Genomic DNA, 16,783 nt, shown 5'->3' with positions numbered 1-16,783 from the left:
GCACGCCAACGCGGCCCCACCGCGCGAACACAGCCGCGCCAGCGCCGCCATCCGCAGCGGCCACGCCGCGCCCGAAGCCCATGGTGCCAAAGGCCATCAACCCCACTGGGCCTATGAAGGCGAATACGGTCCCGACAAATGGGCCAGCGTGAAACCCGAGTTCAACGCCTGCGCCGTCGGCAAGCGCCAGTCGCCCGTGCACATCCAGGAAGCCGGCACGCTGCAGGGCCCGGCCGAGCCGCTGGAGTTCAACTACCGCCCCAGCGGTGGCAGCGTGGTAAACAACGGCCACACCATCCAGGTCGATCTGGAACCCGGCAACACGCTGAGCGTGCGCGGATCGACCTACCAGTTGCTGCAGTTCCACTTCCACCACCCGGCGGAAGAAAAGGTCAACCACAAGGGCTTCTCGATGGTCGCGCACCTGGTGCACAAGAACGACGAGGGCCAGCTGGCCGTGGTCGCCGTGTTGATCGATCCGGGCGCGGCCAACGAGCTCATCCACAAGGTGTGGACCCACATGCCGCTGGACAGCGGCGACCGCGTGCCCTTGCCCGCGGCGCTGATCGACATGCGCGGACTGCTGCCGCAAGACCAGCGCTACTACCAGTTCATGGGCTCCCTCACCACACCGCCCTGCACCGAAGGCGTGTTGTGGAACGTGATCAAGGCGCCGGTGACGGTGAGCCGGGAGCAGCTCAGGCTCTTTGCCCAGCTGTTCCCGATGAACGCACGGCCGGTGCAGGCGCTCAACGGGCGGGTGGTGCGGGAAGCGCAGTGAGGGAGTGACCCCCACGCTCCGCCGCTGCGCGGGTCGCTGCCCCCCGAGGGGGAGCGAATTCAGCTTGGGGCGGCCCGGCGCTGAATTCCGTCGCCCCCGCGCCGCCTACGGCGTCACCCCACCAGGGAGGGGGCAACGCGGTACGGCCCGGCGGAGCCGGTTCCGCCGCGTTCCCGGCCGGGCTTCCCTTTCTTTGGCCTGAGGGTTGGCATTCCCCTATTTCGCCAACGCCTTCAACGCCAGCTTGATGCCCTCGCTCACCCCCACCTCCAGCGGCAAGGCCTTGAGCGCCGCGGCGGCGTCTTTCTCGTTATAGCCCAGCGCCATCAGCGCCTGCTGGATGTCGCTCTGCACGTCGCTCTGCACCGGGCCACTGCCGGGCAGGGCCAGGTCGGCGCCGAGCTTGCCCTTGAGTTCGAGTAACAGGCGCTCGGCGGTTTTTTTGCCGATGCCCGGCACCTTGACGATGCGGCCGGCTTCCTGCGCGCTCACCGCCTGCGCCAGATCACCCACGCTCATGCCCGAGAGCACCGAGAGCGCGGTGCGGGGGCCGATGCCGCTGATCTTGACGAGCTGGCGGAAGGCCTCGCGTTCCGCCGCGCTGCCAAAACCGTAGAGCAGCTGCGCGTCTTCGCGCACCACGAAGTGCGTGAGCAGCGAGACTTTGTCGCCCAGCGCGGGCAGGTTGTAGAAGGTGCTCATGGGCACGTCCACCTCGTAACCCACGCCATGGCAGTCGATCAGGATCTGGGGCGGATTTTTCTCCAGCAGCGTGCCGGTCAACTTGCCTATCATTGAAGACCTTTCATTGGACTGTCCTGGATTATCCGTTTTGATCCTCCGCCACACCTTCTCCCCGCCCGACAACGCCCGCATGGCCCACCTCTGCGGCCCGATGGACAGCCACATCCGCAGCATCGAGGCGGCGCTGCAGATCAAGGTGGCGCACCGGTTCGAGCAGTTCCGCATCGAAGGCCCCAAGGCCAAGGCGCAGCAGGCGCTGGAGGTGATCCAGGCGCTGTATCAGATGGCGAAAAAGCCGATCCCGGCCGAACAGGTGCAGCTGATGCTGAGCGGCGACACGGCGCTGGCCGAGCCGGGCGACGGTGCGCTGGCCATGCAGACGCGGCGCGGCGAGGTGCGCGGGCGCACGCCCAACCAGGCGCGTTACCTGGAGAACATGGCCACGCACGACATCACCTTCGGCATCGGCCCGGCCGGCACCGGCAAGACCTACCTGGCCGTGGCCTGCGCGGTCGATGCCCTGGAGCGCAGCGCGGTGCAGAAGATCGTGCTCACCCGCCCGGCGGTCGAGGCCGGCGAGAAGCTCGGCTTCCTGCCCGGCGACCTGGGCCAGAAGGTGGACCCCTACCTGCGCCCGCTGTACGACGCGCTCTACGAGCTGATGGGCACGGACAAGGTGCAGAAGGCCTTCGAGCGCCAGCAGATCGAGATCGCGCCCCTGGCCTTCATGCGCGGGCGCACGCTGAACCACGCCTTCGTCATCCTCGACGAGGCGCAGAACACCACGGTCGAGCAGATGAAGATGTTCCTCACGCGCATCGGTTTCGGCAGCAAGGCCGTCATCACCGGCGACGTGAGCCAGATCGACCTGCCGGTGACGCAGCTCTCTGGCCTGATCGACGCCGAGCGCGTCTTGAAGCGCGTGACCGGCATCGCCTTCAACCGGCTGACCAGCGCCGACGTGGTGCGCCACCCGCTGGTGGCGCGCATCGTGGACGCCTACGACGCGCGCAGCCCTGGCGCTGCGGACGCGCCGCCGGTGAAACGCGCCCGCCGCAAGACGGTCTGACCCCATGGCCCTGCCCTCGCTCTCCCTGTCTCTGCAATTCGGCGACCTGACGGACGCCGCCACCCACCGCGCCGCGCTGCCGCGTCACCGGGTCATCCGCTGCATCCGCCACGCGCTGGAGGCCGATGCAGAGATCACCGTTCGCATCGTGGACGCCGAAGAAGGCCAGGCGCTCAACCGCAGCTACCGCCAGAAGGACTACGCGACCAACGTGCTGACCTTCGACTACGCCACCGAGCCCCTGGTGATGGCCGACCTGGTGCTGTGCGCACCGGTGGTGGCGCGCGAGGCGAAGGAACTGAAGAAGCCACTGGCCGAGCACTACGCGCACCTGCTGGTGCACGGCACGCTGCACGCCCAGGGCTGGGACCACGAGACCAGCGAAGCCGACGCCGAAGAAATGGAAGCGCGGGAGATTGAGATCCTTTCCGGGCTGGGCATCGCCAGCCCGTACTGACAGGACCTCATCGACCCATCGGCGCAGGGGGGCTACCGAACCCCTTGAGCTTCGATCTCCACCAGCAAATCCGACCGGCACACGTCGGCCAGCACACATACCGCGGGCGCACCGCCCACGCGCGCGGCGATGACCTCGCGCACCACCGCCAGATCGGCGGCGTCCCGCACGTACACACGGTAGGCGAGATCCGGCAGCGCGAACCCACCGCGGCGTGAATGCGGTTTCGCAGCCTCCAGCACCGCCGCGATGTTGTCCAGGCTTTCAGCGGTCTGCGCCCGAACATCCCCCAGATGCACGGTCTGGTGGCCGACGATGCTGGCGGTGCCCGAGACGAACACCAATTCCTGATCAGCCGTCTGCGCCAGCGCCGCGCGCGAAAAGGTCGGGGGGCGCGGGCCGTAATCACTCGGGTACAGGAAGGCGCTGACCTGGCGCGGGTTTTCGATCGGGATCACCGGTGTGGCGCTGGCCAGGAAGGCGATGCTCAGCGGCCCGCCCGCGAGCCCAAGCGCACACGCCGCCGGCACACGGCCCACCACGCTGCGCGCCGCGTGCTCGAAGGCCTCGGCGCGCCCCATGTTGAACTGGCGGTAGCGCTCCAGCCCGTCGGACTCGCCGTTGATGTCGGCCATGTAGTTCCACAGCCGCCACAGGTGGGGCAGGCCCTGCGCGTCGAGCAGTCGGAAGATGCGCGCGTAGGCCATCTCGCTCGCGATGTGCAGCGCCGAGCGCGGCGGCTTGGCGGCCACTTGCACTTCGTCCAGATCGATCACGCCGAACAGCAGGTCGCCGCAGCGGCGCCAGGCGATGCCTTCGGCGTGGCCGGCGAGCATCGGCACGTCGCCGGGCACCACCCAGGCCTCTTCAAACCCGCGTCGGTCGACGCCGAGCAATGGGGTGACGAGGCGCTGCATCGGCCAGGCTGGCGCGGCGTCGGCGGGCGCATCGCCCAGCAGGAAGCCACCCAGGATGCGGTTGGCGTCGGGGCGTGGAGCGGCGGAGAAGGAATCGAACAGTTGAAGGGTCATGTCATCGAAGAAAACAGGAGCGGGACGCTCAGCCCATGCGAAGGGGAATCGTCACCGGCCCGTCGTTGATCAGGTGGACCTGCATGTCGGCGCCGAAGCAGCCGGTCTGTACCACGGGGTGCTGCCGCCGCGCGGCCTCAACGAAGCGGTCGTAGAGCGCCTCGCCCAGCGCGGGTGGCGCGGCCTTGCTGAAGCCGGGGCGGTTGCCGCTCTGGGTGTCGGCGGCGAGGGTGAACTGGCTGACGATGAGCAGGCCGCCGGCCACGTCCTGCACGCTGCGGTTCATCTTGCCCTGGTCGTCAGAGAAGATGCGCAGCTTCAATAGCTTGGCGAGCAGCTTCTCGCCAATGGCCTCGGTGTCGTCGGGTTCGGCGCAGACCAGCACCAGCAGGCCGACGCCGATCTGGCCCACCGTTTCGCCCGCGATCACGACACGGGCTTCGCTCACGCGCTGAAGAAGGGAGATCACTTGAGGTCGACCTCGTCAAAGAAATGCGCTTCCACGTCGCTCGGCAGCAGCTGGATCGAGGCGCGCAGCCCCGGCACAGCGCTCATCAAGGCCTGCTCGACGCTGGCCCTCACGGCGGCAGCGCGCCCGAGCGTCCAGCTCGCCGGCATGTGCATGTGCAGATCGACGAAGCGCCTTTGGCCGGCCTTGCGGGTGCTCACGTGGTCAAAGCGGATGATCGCGGTCTCGCCACGCTGGCTCGCAAAGCCGTCCAGCGTCTGCTGGATCGCCTCCATGATCTCGGGCTCCACGGCCTCGTCCATCAGCCCCTGCGACGAGCGCCAGATGAGGTGGAACCCTTCTTTCAAAATGTTGAGCGCCACGCCGATGGCGACCACCGGGTCCAGCCAGAGCCAGCCCGTGTAGTGCACCAGGGCAATGCCGAGCACCACGCCGGCCGAGGTCCACACGTCGGTGGTCAGGTGTTTCGCGTCGGCCTCCAGCGCGATGGACCGGTGTTCCTTCGCCGCACGAAACATCACCCAGGCCAGCAGGCCGTTGAGCGCCGAGCTCGCCACCGACAGTGCCAGGCCCCAGCCCACCTGCTCGATGGGCTGGGGGTCGAGCAAGCGGTTGACCGCCGTCCAGACAATGCCCAGTGCCGCGACGATGATGAGGATGCCTTCGAACCCCGACGAGAAGTACTCGGCCTTGTGGTGACCATAGGGGTGGTCGTCGTCGGCAGGGCGGGCCGCGATGGTGACCATCACCAGACCGAAGACGGCGCTGGCCAGGTTGACGAGCGACTCCATTGCGTCGGACAGCAGGCCGACCGAGTCGGTGACGTACCAGGCCAGGGTCTTGAGCGTGATGGTGATCAGGGCCACCACCACCGAGGCCATGAGCAGGCGCTGCGGGGTGAGAAAACGGGTGGCGGACGTGGGCATGGAGCGATTGTCACCCAGCGCCATCACCCCTTGGTCACCCCCATCTGTAACCGCCTGGTTCCCGTTCGGTGACAGAATGTCCCAGAGACCACACACCATGATCCCCACCCCACCCGACGCCCCCTCTTCTCCTGGTTTCTGGATCGGCGAGACCGATGCCTGGTTGCTCGCCGAGGGCAAGCACCTGCGGCCCTGGCAAAAGCTCGGTGCCCACACCACGGTGATGGGTGGCGTTGCGGGCACCGCGTTTGCCGTGTGGGCGCCAGCGGCGCGCCACGTCGGGCTGACGGGCGACTTCAACGGCTGGCAGGTGCAGTCGATGCGGCTGCGCCCCGAATGCGGGGTCTGGGAGCTGTTCGTGCCCGGGGCCGGCGTGGGCGCCTGGTACAAGTTCGAGGTGCACGGCGCCGACGGCAGCACCGTGATGAAGACCGACCCCTACGCGCGCGAAACCGAGCTGCCCCCGGGCAACGCATCGCGCGTCTGCGAACCCTTGCGCACGGCGCCCGTGGCCACAGCGGCGCACACGCGACCGGCCGCGCCCATGGCGGTCTACGAGGTGCACGTGGGCTCGTGGAAACGACCCGGCGGCGGGCACACCCTGCCCACCTGGGACGACCTGACCGAGCACCTCGTGCCCTACGCCACCGGCATGGGCTTCACCCACCTGGAGCTGCTGCCGGTCAGCGAGCACCCGTTCTACGCCTCCTGGGGTTACCAGCCCACAGGCCTGTATTCACCGACCGCGCGTTACGGCACGCCCGAGGGCTTCCGCCGCTTCGTGAATGCGGCGCACGCCGCCGGCTTGAAGATCATCCTGGACTGGGTGCCGGCCCACTTCCCGACCGACGAGCATGCGCTCGCGCGCTTCGACGGCACCGCGCTCTACGAACACGCCGACCCGCGCGAAGGCTTCCACCGCGACTGGAACACGCTGATCTACAACTTCGGCCGCCTGGAGGTGCGCAACTTCCTGGTCGGCAACGCACTGTTCTGGATCGAGCAGTACGGCATCGACGGCCTGCGCGTGGACGCCGTTGCCTCCATGCTTTACCGCGACTACAGCCGCCCCGAAGGCGAGTGGGTGCCCAACCGCGACGGCGGGCGCGAGAACTACGAGGCCATCGCCTTCGTGCGCGAGGTGCACGAGGTGTTGCAGCGCGAGGCGCCGCAGGCCACCACCCTTGCCGAAGAGTCCACCGCCTTCCCGCGCGTGACCGGCCCGGTGAATGAAGGCGGCCTGGGCTTCGACCACAAATGGAACATGGGCTGGATGCATGACACCCTGTCCTACCTGTCGGAAGACCCGGTCAACCGGCGCTGGCACCACAACAAGATGACCTTCGCCATGGCCTACGCCTACAGCGAAGACTATGTGCTGCCGCTCTCGCACGACGAGGTGGTGCACGGCAAGGGCTCGCTGCTGGGCAAGATGGCCGGCGACCGCTGGCAGCAGCTCGCCAACCTGCGCGCGCTCTACGCCTGGATGTACGCGCACCCGGGCAAGAAGCTGCTCTTCATGGGCGCCGAGCTGGCTCAGCCCACCGAGTGGAACCACGACAGCGAGCTACCCTGGCACCTGCTCGGCGACCCGGCGCACGCCGGTGTGCAGCAACTGGTGCGCGACCTCAACCACACCTACCGCCGCGAGCCCGCGCTGCACGCGCGCGACACCGACCCGAACGCCTTCCAGTGGCTGGTGGTGGACGACGCCGACCAGTCGGTGCTGGCCTTCGTGCGCTACGGACAGCGGCTGGAAGACACCGTGGTCGTGGTCGCCAACTTCACGCCCGTGGTGCGCCACGGTTACCGCGTCGGTCTGCCACACGATGGCGCCTGGCGCGAGTGCCTCAACACCGACTCGGCCCACTACGGTGGCAGCAACCTGGGCAATCACGGGCTGGTGGATGCCGAGGCACAACCCTTGCACGGCCAAGGCTGGTCCGTCGGCCTGACCCTGCCACCGCTGGCGGTCATGTGGTTACAGCCAGCGCCCGCGAGGGCATGAGCATGGCGCCACTCGACGCTGATTTTGGAGCCCATGTTCTGGAGCAGCACGGGCAGCGCGGCGTGCGTTTTGTCGTCTGGGCGCCCGAGGCCCATGTCATCGAGGTGGAGCTGTTTGATGCGGCGCAACGGTCCACCGGGCGCTTGGCATTGGAGGCCGCGGGGAACGGCCTCTGGTCGCGCTTCGTGCCCGGTCTGGCCGCGGGCCAGCTCTACGGTCTGCGCGCCCATGGCCCCTGGAACCCCGACGCCGGGCAACGCTTCAACGCAGCCCGCCTGCTGCTCGATCCTTGGGCACTGGCCCTGGTGAGCGGCACCGAGCGGCTGGCGCTGCAGACCGGCCACACGGCGGTCGACCCGCTGAAACCCAGCCAGCCCTGGGCAGAGCACCAGCCCGATCCGCAAGACAACGCGGCGGCCATGCCGAAATGTGTGGTGCTGGATGCCCAGGCCGAACTGAACGCCGGCCACACCATCGCGCCGCGCCCGGTGATCGCCGGTGAGCGTGTGTTCCTCTACGAAGCCCACGTGAAGGCGCTGACCCGGCTGCACCCCGAAGTGCCCGAGGCGCAACGCGGCAGCTACGCCGCCCTGGCCCACCCGGCCGTCATCGACCACCTGCAGCGCCTGGGCGTCACCACCGTCTGCCTGCTGCCCGTGCACCAGCACATCAGCGAGCGCCACCTGCTGGCGCGCGGCCAGGTCAACCACTGGGGCTACAACACCCTCAACGCCTTCGCCCCCGAGCCCGCCTACGCGGCCGCCACCGGCGGCACCGATCCGGCCACGGCAGATCAGGCCGCCGCCGTGCGCGCCGAGTTCCGCCAGATGGTGGATGCGCTGCACCGTGCGGGCATCGAGGTGGTGCTCGACGTGGTGTTCAACCACACGGCCGAGAGCGACCTCGACGGCCCCACGCTCAGCTGGCGCGGCCTCGGCCAGAACGCCTGGTACGCCATGGGCGAACACGGCGTGCCGCACAACTTCAGCGGTTGCGGCAACAGCCTCAACGTGAGCGAGCCGCGCGTGCTGCAGTGGGTGATGGACAGCCTGCGCTGGTGGGTGCAGGCCTACGGCGTGGACGGTTTCCGCTTCGACCTCGCCGTGTCGCTGGGCCGCGTCGCCGCGCTCGGCCACGCCTTCCACCCCCATGCCGCCCTGCTCAGTGCCATGCAGCAAGACCCGGTGCTGCGAGGCGCGCGGCTGATCGCCGAGCCCTGGGACATCGGCCCCAACGGCTACCACGTGGGCGGCTTCGCGCCCGGCTGGCTGGAGTGGAACGACACGTTTCGCGACGGCGTGCGCGCTTTCTGGCTCGGCCACCCGGCCACGCGCGGCGAGCTCGCCAACCGCGTCTGCGCCAGCAGCGACCGCTTCCGCCGCCAAGGCCGCCAGCCCACCGCCAGCGTCAACCTGCTCACCGCGCACGACGGTTTCAACCTCGCCGACCTCACCGCCTTTGCCCGCAAACACAACCGCGCCAACGGCGAAGACAACCGAGACGGCCACGGCCACAACCTGAGCGCCAACGGTGGCGTGGAAGGCCCCAGCGACGATCCGCGAGTGCAACACCGGCGCGGCCTGTGGCGGCGTGCCCTGCTGGCCACGCTGTTCTGCGCCCAGGGCACGCCGCAGCTGCTGGCCGGCGACGAGATCGGCCACAGCCAGCAGGGCAACAACAACAGCTACTGCCAGGACAACGCCATCACCTGGCTCGACTGGGCGCAGGCCGACACCGCCCTCGCCGATTTCGTGGGCGGCCTGGCTGCGCTGCGCCGCCTGCACCCCGGCCTGCGCCAGGCCCGCTGGTTCAGCGGCCAGCCACCCGCCCAAGGGGGGCCGGCCGACATCGCCTGGCTGGACGTGAACGGCCTGGCGCCGTCGTTCCAAGCCTGGCAAAGCCCGGACCACCGCACACTGGGCGCACTCATCTCGGCGGCCGAACCCGGCCAGGCGCCCACCGAGCGCCTGCTGCTGGTCTGGCACGCCGGCCACGGCCCCACCACGATGGCGCTGCCACCGGGCGGTTGGTCGCTGCGGCTGGACAGCACGCGCGCGCTGACCTGCACCGACACCGCCAGCGGCGTGACCCACACCGGGGAGCTGCTGCTGGACGAACCGGGCGTGCACCTGCTGGTCCAGAGTTTGCAAGGCTGATGCCATCCCCACGCACCACGCCATGAACCCGCACCACCACGACATCCTCTCGCGCCGCACCAGCGGTGTGCTGCTGCACGTCACCAGCCTGCCCGGCCCCCATGGCTCGGGCGACCTGGGCCCCGCCGCGCGCCACTTCGTGGACTGGCTGACTTCGGCCGGCCAGTCGCTCTGGCAGATCCTGCCGCTCTCGCCCGCCGGCCCGGGCAACTCGCCCTACCAGAGCGTGTCGGCCTTCGCCGGCAGCCCGCTCCTGGTGGACCTGGACGACCTGGTGCAGCAGGGCTGGCTGCCCTGGATGGCGCGCAAGGGCTTCGACCACCACCGCTGCGACTTCGAGCGCGCGGCCCCGTACCGCATGGCCAGCCTGCGCAAGGCCTGGGACGGTTTCAGCCAGCGCGCGACCGAGGTCTGCCGCGAAGCACTCGCCACCTTTTGCGAAGAACACGCGCACTGGCTCGATCACTACGCCCTCTTCATGGTGCTCGACGAGCGCCATGGCGGCCCCTGGTCGCTCTGGCCCGAGCCGCTGGCCCGGCGCGACCCCGCCGCGCTGGAAGCGGTGCGCGAACAGTCGGCCCACGCGCTGGGTTTCTGGCGCTTCGTGCAGTGGCGCTTCTGGGTGCAGTGGCAGGCGCTGCGCGGCTACGCGCGCGAGCGCGGCGTGCAGATGGTGGGCGACGCGCCGATCTTCGTGGCGCACCACAGCGCCGATGTGTGGGCCCACGCCGACCAGTTCCTGCTCGACGAACAGATGGAACCCCACGTGGTGGCCGGCGTGCCGCCCGACTACTTCAGCCCCACCGGCCAGCGCTGGGGCAATCCGCTCTACAACTGGGAAGCCATGGCCCACGACGGCTACCGCTGGTGGAAAGACCGGCTGGCGCACCTGTTCAAGCAGGTGGACGTGGTGCGGCTCGACCACTTCCGCGGCTTCGAGGCGCACTGGGAAATCCCCGCCAGCGAGCCCACCGCCGTGGCCGGGCAGTGGCAGCCCGGCCCCGGCCGGCCTTTTTTCGACGCCATCCAGGAAGAGCTGGGCCAGTTGCCCATCATTGCCGAAGACCTGGGCCTGATCACGCCCGAGGTCACGGTACTGCGACAGGCCTGCGGGTTCCCTGGCATGCGCATCCTGCAGTTCGCCTTCGGCAGCGGCCCGGCCAACCCCTATCTGCCGCACAACCTGGAGCGCGGCAGCGTGGCCTACACCGGCACGCACGACAACGAGACCACCGTGGGCTGGTGGAACAGCGCGCCGGCTGGCGAGAAGACCTCGGCGCGCGCCTACCTCGGTCTCGGCGTGGACACCGAGCCGCACTGGACCCTGATCAACGCGCTGTCGATGTCGGTCGCCAACACCCTGGTGCTGCCGTTCCAGGACGTGCTGGGCCTGGACACCAAACACCGCATGAACACCCCCGGCCTGGCCACCGGTTGCTGGGAATGGCGCTTCGACTGGAGCCAGGTGGACCACCTGCCGGCCGAGCGCCTGGCCGCCATGACCCGTGCCCACGGCCGCTGGAGGCTGGAGTGAGCCCTCCCTGCGCCGCGCTCCGGTTTTCCCTTCCCCCCGCCTTTCATCACAACAGGAGACAGACATGGAACACAAGAACACCCCCCAACACCTGGCCCGCAAGACCATCGGTCTGGTGCTCGCGGGCGGGCGCGGCTCGCGCCTGAAGGCCTTGACCGACCGCCGCACCAAGCCGGCGGTGTACTTCGGCGGCAAGTTCCGCATCGTTGATTTCGCGCTCTCGAACTGCCTGAACTCAGGTGTGCGCCGCATCGGCGTGCTCACCCAATACAAGTCGCACAGCCTGCTGCGCCACCTGCAGCGCGGCTGGAGCTTTCTGCGCAACGAATTCAACGAGTTCATCGACCTGCTCCCGGCGCAACAGCGCATGGACGACGAGAGCTGGTACCTGGGCACGGCCGACGCGGTCTACCAGAACCTGGACATCCTGCGCGCGCACAAGCCGGAATACATCCTGGTCCTGGCAGGCGACCACATCTACAAGATGGACTACGCCGAGCTGATCGCCGACCACGTAGCCCAGGGCAAGAAGTGCACCGTGGCCTGCATCGAGGTGCCCATCGAAGAGGCCAGTGCCTTCGGCGTGATGGCCATCGATGGCCACCGCCAAATCACCCACTTCCTGGAAAAACCCGAACACCCGCCGGCCATGCCCGGCAAGCCCGGCGTGTCGCTGGCCAGCATGGGCATCTACGTGTTCGACGCCCAGCACCTGTTTGCCGCGCTGGAAAAGGACGCGGCCACGTCCGGCTCCAGCCGCGACTTCGGCAAGGACGTGATTCCCGCCATGGTGGCGGAGGGCCAGGCCGTGGCCCACCCTTTCGGCATGTCCTGCGTGAAGAGCTCGCCCGAGGCGCCGGCCTACTGGCGCGACGTGGGCACGGTGGACGCCTACTGGGCCGCCAACCTCGACCTCACCGGCACCACCCCCGAGCTCGACATGTACGACCGCGACTGGCCGATCTGGACCTACCAGGAACAGCTTCCACCGGCCAAGTTCGTGTTCAACGACGACGGACGCCGTGGCATGGCGGTGGACTCGCTGGTTTCGGGCGGTTGCATCATCTCGGGCGGCTCGGTGAACCGCTCGGTGCTGTTCTCCAAGGTCTACATCCACTCGTTTGCCCAGGTCGATGAGGCCGTGCTGCTGCCCGAGGTGGACGTGGGCCGGCACTGCAAGCTGCGCAAGGTGGTGATCGACAACGGCTGCGTGATCCCCGAAGGCATGCAGATCGGTTACGACGCGGCCGAAGATGCGCGCCGCTTCTACCGCACCGACAGCGGGGTGGTGCTGGTGACAAAAGCCATGCTCATGGCGTTGGAGTAACTTGATACCGATACCCCCAGCGCCACCTTCGGCGTCACCCCCCTGGAAGGGGGGCCACACTGGCGGCCCGGCAAAGCCGGCTCCGCGGTGTGCTGGGTGAACATCCTCTCGCCTGCGTTCTGACTTTCGCTCTGTATGGGTCTCTGCATGAACTCCCCCAAAGTCCTTTACGTCTGTTCCGAGGTCTATCCGCTGCTGAAAACCGGGGGGCTGGCCGACGTCAGCGCGGGCTTGCCGCCGGCCCTCTCGGCGCAGGGCGCTGACGTGCGCCTGCTGCTGCCCGCATTCCCGTCCATCGTGGCCGGTGTCACGCCCGAGGGGCCGAGCCTGCTGGTGCCGGCGGGTGGCAGCATGGGTCTGCCTGCGGGGCTGGGTCCGGCACCGCGCCCGACGCCGGGGCCGTCGCCCTGGCTGCAGTGCGGTCGCATCGAGGCCAGCGGACAGGCCGTGTGGCTGCTGCACGCACCCGGTCTGTTCGACCGTCCCGGCAACCCGTACCAAGACGCCAGCGGCAAGCCCTGGGCCGACGCCGCCGACCAGTTCGCCTGGCTGGGCTGGGCGGCGGCGCTGCTGGGCACCGGTCTGGACCCGGCCTGGCAACCCGATGTGGTGCACGGCCACGACTGGCACACCGGTCTGGCCTTCGCCTACCTGAACCGGCTGGTGTCCGCGGGCCACCGCCGCCCCGCCACCGTGTTCACCGTGCACAACCTGGCCTACCAGGGCGTGTTCCCGCCCGAGGTTTGCGCCCGCCTGGGCCTGCCCGACGCGCTGTTTCACCTGGAGGGGCTGGAGTTCCATGGCCAGGTCTCGTTCATGAAAGCAGGCCTGCGGTACAGCGACGCCATCACCACCGTGAGCCCGAGCTACGCGCGCGAGATCACGGGCGAAGAGCAGGGCTGCGGGCTTGACGGCCTGCTGCGCCACCGCCGCCCGGTGCTGCACGGCATCCTGAACGGCGTGGACGACGCCGTGTGGAACCCGGCGACCGATCCGCTCGTGTCGCCCGGCTTCGACGCCGACCGCCTGCAGGGCAAGGCCGAGGCCAAGGCGCGGTTGCAGCAGCGCATGGGCCTGCAGGAGCGGCCCGACGGGCTGATGTTCGTCGTCGTCAGCCGCCTCACCGAACAAAAGGGCCTGCACCTGCTGCCCGGCGTGATCGACGAGATGGTGCAGCGCGGTGGCCAGCTCGCCGTGCTCGGCGCGGGCGACCCGCTGATCGAGCAGGCCCTGCAGCACGCGGCCCAGCGCCACCCCGGTCAGGTGGCGATTCACATCGGCTACGACGAGTCGCTGGCCCACGGTGTGATCGCCGGCGGCGACGTGATCCTCGTGCCCTCGCGCTTCGAACCTTGCGGCCTGACCCAGCTCTACGGCCTGCGCTACGGCACGCTCCCTCTGGTGCGCGCGGTGGGCGGGCTGGCCGACACGGTGGTCGACTGCAGCCTTGAAAACCTCGACGACGGCAGCGCCAGCGGCTTCGTGTTCCGCAGTCTCGACACCGAGAGCCTGTTGTCCGCCCTGCGCCGCGCCTTCGCGCTGCGCCGCCGCCCGGCCGACTGGCAGGCGGTACAGCGCCACGCCATGGCGCTGCGCTTCGACTGGGCGCGCGCCGCCTCCGACACCCTGCGGGTCTACCAGCAGGCCCGCGCCGACGCCACTGGCACGGCTTCTGCTTGAAGCCGGCCACCCTCTCACCGCTTTCGAACCGAGCCCATGAACACCCCCCTGATCCCCACCGTCGGCACCACCACCGCACCGTTCGAATACGACCACCTGGACAACACGGTCGACGCGCTGCGCAAGTCCATCGCCAACCGGCTGGTCTACGCGGTGGGAAAAGACCTGCGCTCGGCCACACGGCGCGACTGGCTGTTCGCCCTGTTCCACGCCGTGCGCGACCGCACCATGCACCGCTGGCGCGAGACCCTGGCCGTGTCGCAGGACAGCGACGCCAAGCGCGTGTACTACCTCTCGATGGAGTTCCTCACCGGCCGCGCCCTCACCAACGCCCTGCTCGCGGTCGGCATCTACGACGACGCCAAAACCGCCTGCACGCAGCTGGGTGCCGACTTTGACGCGCTGATCGACCTGGAGACCGACGCCGGCCTGGGCAACGGTGGCCTGGGTCGCCTGGCGGCCTGCTTCCTCGACTCCATGGCCACGGTGGGCCTGCCCGGCATGGGCTACGGCATCCGCTACGACTTCGGCATGTTCGCGCAGCGCATCGTCGATGGGCGACAGGTCGAAGAGCCCGACTACTGGCTGGTCAACGGCAACCCCTGGGAATTCATGCGCCCCGAGTTCAGCTATCCCGTGCAGTTCGGCGGCCGGCTGCTGCAGGAAGGTGACCACGTGCGCTGGGTCGACACCGACGACGTCATCGCCACCGCCTACGACAGCGGCGTGCCCGGCCACGAGCTCAGCAGCGTCGCCACGCTGCGCCTGTGGACCGCGCGCGCCTCCAGCGGCATCAACCTCGACGCCTTCAACAAGGGCGACTACATGCGCGCCGTCGAGGCCAAGAACGAATCCGAAAACGTCTCGCGCGTGCTCTACCCCGACGACAGCACCGAGCACGGCAAAGAGCTGCGCCTGCGCCAGGAGTACTTCTTCGTCAGCGCCTCGCTGCAGGACATCGTGCGCCGCTACCTCAAGACGCACGGCAGCTTCGACCAGCTGGCCGACAAGGTGGCCATCCACCTCAACGACACGCACCCGGCGCTCGCCGTGCCCGAGCTGATGCGCATCCTGGTGGACGAGCACCACATGGAGTGGGACACCGCCTGGGACCTGTGCCAGCGCATCTTCAGCTACACCAACCACACGCTGATGAGCGAGGCGCTGGAGACCTGGCCGGTGGAGCTGATGGGCCGCCTGCTGCCGCGCCACCTGCGCATCATCTACGACCTGAACGCGCGTTTCCTGGCCGAGGTGCACGACCGCTTTCCGGGCGAAAACGAGCTGCTGCGCCGCATCTCGCTGATCGACGAAAGCGGCCAGCGCCGCGTGCGCATGGCCTACCTCTCGGTGCTGGCCAGCCACAAGATCAACGGCGTCTCGGCGCTGCACAGCCAGCTGATGGTGGAAACCATCTTTGCCGACTTCGCCCGCATCTGGCCCGAGCGCTTCAACAACAAGACCAACGGCATCACGCCGCGCCGCTGGCTTTCGCAGGCCAACCGGCCGCTGTCGGCGCTGATCGACGCGCGCATCGGCAGCACCTGGCGCCGCCACCTCGACGAGTTGGCGCAACTGCGCGAGCTGGCCGACGACACCGAGTTCCAGAGCGCGTTTCGCCTGGCCAAGGCCCAGAACAAGCAGCGCCTGGCCGAACGCATCGTCAAAGAGACCGGCATCGTGGTCAACCCCGAAAGCCTGTTCGACGTGCAGATCAAGCGCATGCACGAGTACAAGCGCCAGTTGCTCAACGTGCTGCACGTGGTCACGCGTTACCACCAGATCCTGGCCCGCCCCAACGCCAACTGGGTGCCGCGCACCGTGATCTTCGGCGGCAAGGCGGCATCGGCCTACTACATGGCCAAGCTGGTGATCAAGCTGATCAACGACGTGGCGCGCGTGGTCAACAACGACAAGCGCATCGGCGACAAGCTCAAGGTGGTGTTCATGCCGAACTACCGCGTGTCGCTGGCCGAGGTGATCATCCCGGCGGCCGATCTGTCCGAGCAGATCTCCACCGCCGGCACCGAGGCCTCGGGCACCGGCAACATGAAGTTCGCGCTCAACGGTGCGCTGACCATCGGCACCTGGGACGGCGCCAACATCGAGATCGCCGAAAACGTCGGACTCGATCACATCTTCATCTTCGGCAACCGCACCGAGCAGGTCGCCGCCCTGCGCGCCAGCGGCTACAACCCACGCCGTTTCTACGACCACAACTACGACCTGAAGACCGCCATCGACCGCATCGCCGAGGGCGCCTTCAGCCCCGAGCAGCCCAACCGCTTCCACGACATCACGCGCACGCTGCTCGAATCGGACTACTACCTGCTGCTGGCCGACTACGCCGACTACATCGCGACCCAGCAGAAGGTCGACGAGCTCTACCGCCGCCCCAGCGAGTGGGCCCACCACGCGATCATGAACGTGGCCGGCATGGGCGCTTTTTCGTCCGACCGCACCATCCGCGAATACGCCGACGAGATCTGGAACGTGAAGCCGCTGTTCAATTGAACCCCCACGCTCCCCACTTTGTGTGGTTCGCTGCCCCCCTAGGGGGGCTGACCTTGCTCGGGGCGGCCCTTCGCGGCGGTCGCTGAA

Annotated in this window: 13 protein-coding genes; 9 read left to right on the top strand and 4 right to left on the bottom strand. The window is 68.6% G+C overall.

Annotated elements, in window-relative coordinates:
- The coding region (locus B0E41_RS17720; RefSeq protein WP_077332744.1) for a carbonic anhydrase family protein at positions 1-781 on the top strand (781 nt) is incomplete at its 5' end.
- A 216-nt stretch (positions 782-997) separates the two neighbouring features.
- Here B0E41_RS17720 and ruvA read toward each other — a convergent pair.
- Positions 998-1,576 (bottom strand): Holliday junction branch migration protein RuvA, encoded by a 579-nt coding sequence (gene ruvA / locus B0E41_RS17715; RefSeq protein ID WP_077332742.1) that lies wholly within the window; start codon positions 1,574-1,576, stop codon positions 998-1,000.
- Positions 1,577-1,613: 37 nt separating this feature from the next.
- Between ruvA and B0E41_RS17710 the strand changes: the two genes are divergently transcribed.
- Positions 1,614-2,594 (top strand): PhoH family protein, encoded by a 981-nt coding sequence (locus B0E41_RS17710; RefSeq protein ID WP_077332740.1) that lies wholly within the window; start codon positions 1,614-1,616, stop codon positions 2,592-2,594.
- A gap of 4 nt (positions 2,595-2,598) precedes the next feature.
- Complete coding sequence (ybeY, locus tag B0E41_RS17705) at positions 2,599-3,051, top strand: rRNA maturation RNase YbeY (protein ID WP_077332738.1); 453 nt, start codon at positions 2,599-2,601, stop codon at positions 3,049-3,051.
- A gap of 32 nt (positions 3,052-3,083) precedes the next feature.
- Here the strand turns inward: ybeY and B0E41_RS17700 are convergent, their stop codons facing one another.
- From B0E41_RS17700 to B0E41_RS17690, 3 genes are read right to left on the bottom strand one after another with little or no spacing between them, the layout of a single operon-like run.
- Positions 3,084-4,082: a Rid family hydrolase gene (locus tag B0E41_RS17700; RefSeq protein ID WP_077332736.1), complete on the bottom strand. Its 999-nt coding sequence runs from the start codon at positions 4,080-4,082 to the stop codon at positions 3,084-3,086.
- Between the two features lie 28 nt (positions 4,083-4,110).
- A complete protein-coding gene (gene dtd / locus B0E41_RS17695) occupies positions 4,111-4,551 on the bottom strand; it encodes a D-aminoacyl-tRNA deacylase (RefSeq protein ID WP_077332734.1) in 441 nt (146 codons plus the stop codon).
- The gene (locus B0E41_RS17690; protein ID WP_077332761.1) at positions 4,548-5,477 is read right to left on the bottom strand and encodes a cation diffusion facilitator family transporter; all 930 of its coding nucleotides are present in this window, start codon (positions 5,475-5,477) and stop codon (positions 4,548-4,550) included. Before B0E41_RS17690 ends, dtd begins: the two co-directional genes overlap by 4 nt.
- 97 nt (positions 5,478-5,574) lie before the next feature.
- Here B0E41_RS17690 and glgB point away from each other — a divergent pair, with 97 nt between their 5' ends.
- The 6 genes from glgB to B0E41_RS17660 all read left to right on the top strand — a co-directional run bounded on the left by glgB (position 5,575) and on the right by B0E41_RS17660 (position 16,696).
- Positions 5,575-7,485, top strand: a complete 1,911-nt coding sequence (gene glgB, locus B0E41_RS17685; RefSeq protein WP_253194979.1) for a 1,4-alpha-glucan branching protein GlgB — start codon at positions 5,575-5,577, stop codon at positions 7,483-7,485.
- Between the two features lie 2 nt (positions 7,486-7,487).
- Positions 7,488-9,641, top strand: a complete 2,154-nt coding sequence (gene glgX / locus B0E41_RS17680; RefSeq protein WP_171984805.1) for a glycogen debranching protein GlgX — start codon at positions 7,488-7,490, stop codon at positions 9,639-9,641.
- Between the two features lie 22 nt (positions 9,642-9,663).
- Positions 9,664-11,175 (top strand): 4-alpha-glucanotransferase, encoded by a 1,512-nt coding sequence (malQ, locus tag B0E41_RS17675; RefSeq protein ID WP_077332727.1) that lies wholly within the window; start codon positions 9,664-9,666, stop codon positions 11,173-11,175.
- 64 nt (positions 11,176-11,239) lie between these two features.
- A complete protein-coding gene (gene glgC, locus B0E41_RS17670) occupies positions 11,240-12,502 on the top strand; it encodes a glucose-1-phosphate adenylyltransferase (RefSeq protein WP_077332725.1) in 1,263 nt (420 codons plus the stop codon).
- Positions 12,503-12,649: 147 nt separating this feature from the next.
- On the top strand, positions 12,650-14,182 hold the full coding sequence (gene glgA / locus B0E41_RS17665) for a glycogen synthase GlgA (protein WP_077332759.1): 1,533 nt from the start codon (positions 12,650-12,652) through the stop codon (positions 14,180-14,182).
- 36 nt (positions 14,183-14,218) lie between these two features.
- The gene (locus B0E41_RS17660; RefSeq protein WP_077332723.1) at positions 14,219-16,696 is read left to right on the top strand and encodes a glycogen/starch/alpha-glucan phosphorylase; all 2,478 of its coding nucleotides are present in this window, start codon (positions 14,219-14,221) and stop codon (positions 16,694-16,696) included.
- Positions 16,697-16,783 lie beyond the last annotated feature (87 nt).

Origin of the sequence: Hydrogenophaga sp. A37 (genome assembly GCF_002001205.1) — a bacterium.
In the GTDB taxonomy this organism is placed as follows: domain Bacteria; phylum Pseudomonadota; class Gammaproteobacteria; order Burkholderiales; family Burkholderiaceae_C; genus Hydrogenophaga.
Note: the sequence above shows the minus strand (reverse complement) of the source record. Positions and strands in the feature narration are given on the sequence as shown.

Coding starts and splice junctions, on each gene's coding strand:
- glgC (WP_077332725.1), top strand. CDS start 11,240: ATGGAACACAAGAACACCCCCCAACACCTGGCCCGCAAGACCATCGGT.
- glgA (WP_077332759.1), top strand. CDS start 12,650: ATGAACTCCCCCAAAGTCCTTTACGTCTGTTCCGAGGTCTATCCGCTG.
- glgB (WP_253194979.1), top strand. CDS start 5,575: ATGATCCCCACCCCACCCGACGCCCCCTCTTCTCCTGGTTTCTGGATC.
- B0E41_RS17700 (WP_077332736.1), bottom strand. CDS start 4,082: ATGACCCTTCAACTGTTCGATTCCTTCTCCGCCGCTCCACGCCCCGAC.
- B0E41_RS17660 (WP_077332723.1), top strand. CDS start 14,219: ATGAACACCCCCCTGATCCCCACCGTCGGCACCACCACCGCACCGTTC.
- ybeY (WP_077332738.1), top strand. CDS start 2,599: ATGGCCCTGCCCTCGCTCTCCCTGTCTCTGCAATTCGGCGACCTGACG.
- malQ (WP_077332727.1), top strand. CDS start 9,664: ATGAACCCGCACCACCACGACATCCTCTCGCGCCGCACCAGCGGTGTG.
- ruvA (WP_077332742.1), bottom strand. CDS start 1,576: ATGATAGGCAAGTTGACCGGCACGCTGCTGGAGAAAAATCCGCCCCAG.
- glgX (WP_171984805.1), top strand. CDS start 7,488: ATGGCGCCACTCGACGCTGATTTTGGAGCCCATGTTCTGGAGCAGCAC.
- B0E41_RS17690 (WP_077332761.1), bottom strand. CDS start 5,477: ATGCCCACGTCCGCCACCCGTTTTCTCACCCCGCAGCGCCTGCTCATG.